The organism is Brachyspira catarrhinii, assembly GCF_005518285.1.
In the GTDB taxonomy this organism is placed as follows: Bacteria; Spirochaetota; Brachyspiria; order Brachyspirales; family Brachyspiraceae; genus Brachyspira; species Brachyspira catarrhinii.
Window position 1 is genome coordinate 1 of sequence record NZ_SJDU01000346.1, and the last position, 2399, is coordinate 2399.

The 2399-nt window shown below is 32.6% G+C and carries 1 protein-coding gene; it reads right to left on the bottom strand.

Translation table 11 applies throughout. The features are described 5' to 3' along the window. Positions 1–154: 154 nt before the first annotated feature. Positions 155–2119 carry a fructose-1,6-bisphosphatase gene (locus EZH24_RS10305; RefSeq protein WP_236847166.1) on the bottom strand — a complete coding sequence of 655 codons (1965 nt, stop codon included), beginning with the start codon at positions 2117–2119 and terminating at the stop codon, positions 155–157. Positions 2120–2399 lie beyond the last annotated feature (280 nt).

The window sequence follows — 2399 nt, forward strand, 5'->3', positions numbered from 1 at the left end:
GAGAATAGGGCATGGTTATGATTCCCATATATTTGAAAAAAATAGAAAATTAATTTTAGCGGGAATAAAATCTCGCCATTTTATTTACATATTTTCTATTTCTTAAAAAGTTCGTTATGAGAATTTATTATTTTCTGATATATTAACTCCAATTTTATTTTCTCTTCTCTTTCACTATCCCGCTTTTATACGCGTCCAAAAGTTCGGATAAATCGGAAATTCTTTTTGAAAGTTCTTTTCCCGTATCCGTTTCGCCTACCGTGATTCTTTTATTGAATCTTTCAACTATAGTAGTTTTCGGAGAGATTCTAAATCCCGATTCAACGACTTCGGCAAAAGGACGATGTTCCGCTATAATCATCATATTTGAATTTGATATTAAAGTGTATCCGCCGATTCCCGTATTTTTATGATATGCCTTCGACAATCCGCCGTCTATAACGAGCAGTATTCCTTCGCCTTTTATCGGGCTTTCGCCTTTATGAGTTTTTACAGGAACATGCCCGTTTACGATATGCGATTTATTTACATCCAAATTAAATTCTTTCAATATGCTTTTGCAATATTCTTTATGTTCTATATGATAATAATACGGGTTGTAATGTTCTTTATGAGTCGCTTTGTCTTCAATAAAATATCTTTCAAAAGTCGTCATTTTATTTTTTCCAAACAGCGGAGACTTCGGACCGCTCCATAAATACCAGCAGTAATCGAGAGCGTTTAACTGCTCCTCGCTTCCAACTTCGCAGTAAAAAGCCTTTCTCACTTTATCTTCAACTTGTTTCAAATATTTCATTCCCGACAAATACTTTCCGTCAATATAAACATCGTCAAAAGTTCCGTCCTCTTTCGTTGGTATGCAACCATGATAAAGCAAATTGCCGTTGAATATTTTATATATTCCGCCCTTGTCGTAAATATAATTCGTATGTCTTTGCAAAACGGGACTGTTTATAAAAGACGCCGACAGAGTTTGAATCAAAGTATTTTCTTCTTCGGTTAACTCGAACGGTTTTTCGGGATTGATAGTCGGAAAATTTTTATCTTTCAATTCGTAAACCTTATCCTCGATTTTTATCGTTCCGTTTTTATAATCTATTTTATCGAGCAAAATTCTCTCGTCCATTCCATAATTAGGATGTCTTTTTATTAACTGACATTCCAATTTAAATTGAATTATAGAAATCGCTTTATGCATTTTTGCAGCCAAATCTTTATCCACTTCGTCATACATATTTTTATCCAAAGTGTTGGGCTTAAAAACTTCGCAAGGGTCGTCTTTATAAACTTCGTTTGCAAAAGAAGAAAGCGAGCGCAAATTAATTCCGTAGCTATATTCGAGCAAATCGAAATTATTATATCTTATCGCAAGACGCGCCGCATTGGCAACGCAAATCAAACTTCCTTTAGCCGCTCCGAGCCAGTGAATATCATGATTTCCCCAAGCGATGTCGACTTCGTTAAAAGTCATTATGCTTTCCATAACTTTATCGGGATGAGGTCCTCTATCGTAAATATCGCCGACTATATGAAGCCTGTCTACCGAGCATTGACGAATTAGCTGACATAAAGCTATCATAAATTTTTCTTCCGCCGAAAGTTCTATTATAGAATCGATTATCGAAAAATAATAATTTTCTTTATTTTCTTCGTCTCCAGTTTGCAAAAGTTCGTCCAATATGTAGGCAAAATTTGAAGGCATTTTTTTTCTGATTTTTGAGCGAGTATATTTACTTATAACGACTTTGCATATTCTTATTAATCTATAAATCGTTATTCTGCACCAATCGTTAAAATCTTCTCTCTCCGATTTTTGATTTATAAGATTTTTCGTGTCGACTATTAATATTTGAAGTTCCACTCTTTCGTTTTCTGGCAAAGTATTTTTGAATAAAAGTTCAATTTTCTCTCTTATAACGCCAGAAGAAGTTCCGAGCAAATATTCGAAACCTTCCGATTCTCCATGTATGTCGCTCAAAAAATATTCCGTGCCTTTCGGAAGTTGCGAGATTGCCTTTAAGTTTATTATTTCAACGGAAGCGTCGTCAATCGTGGGATAATTTTTTGAAAGAAGCTCCAAATAATCTTTTTTGTCTTTAATATAATTTTCATTTGCCATAAAAAACTCCTCAAATTAAATTTTAAAATTTGAAAAATAAAATTAACTTATATATTTAAGTATATACAAATTTTTAAGTTAATCTATAGTAATGTTTCAATTATTTTATAAAATAACCAAAATTTCTGTTCTTTTGGCTACCTCCCGCTTTCCGCTGATAACAAAGAAAAGTATTATAAATCAAATTCAGCCTAGCGCTTCATTTTAAACTTTTTTCAAGTTTATGTTTACTTACTAATTAAAATATTATTCTATCTGTTTATTAAAAATATCTATTCAA

Excerpts from the sequence above, each read along its gene's own strand:
- EZH24_RS10305 (WP_236847166.1), bottom strand. The coding sequence starts at position 2,119 with ATGGCAAATGAAAATTATATTAAAGACAAAAAAGATTATTTGGAGCTT.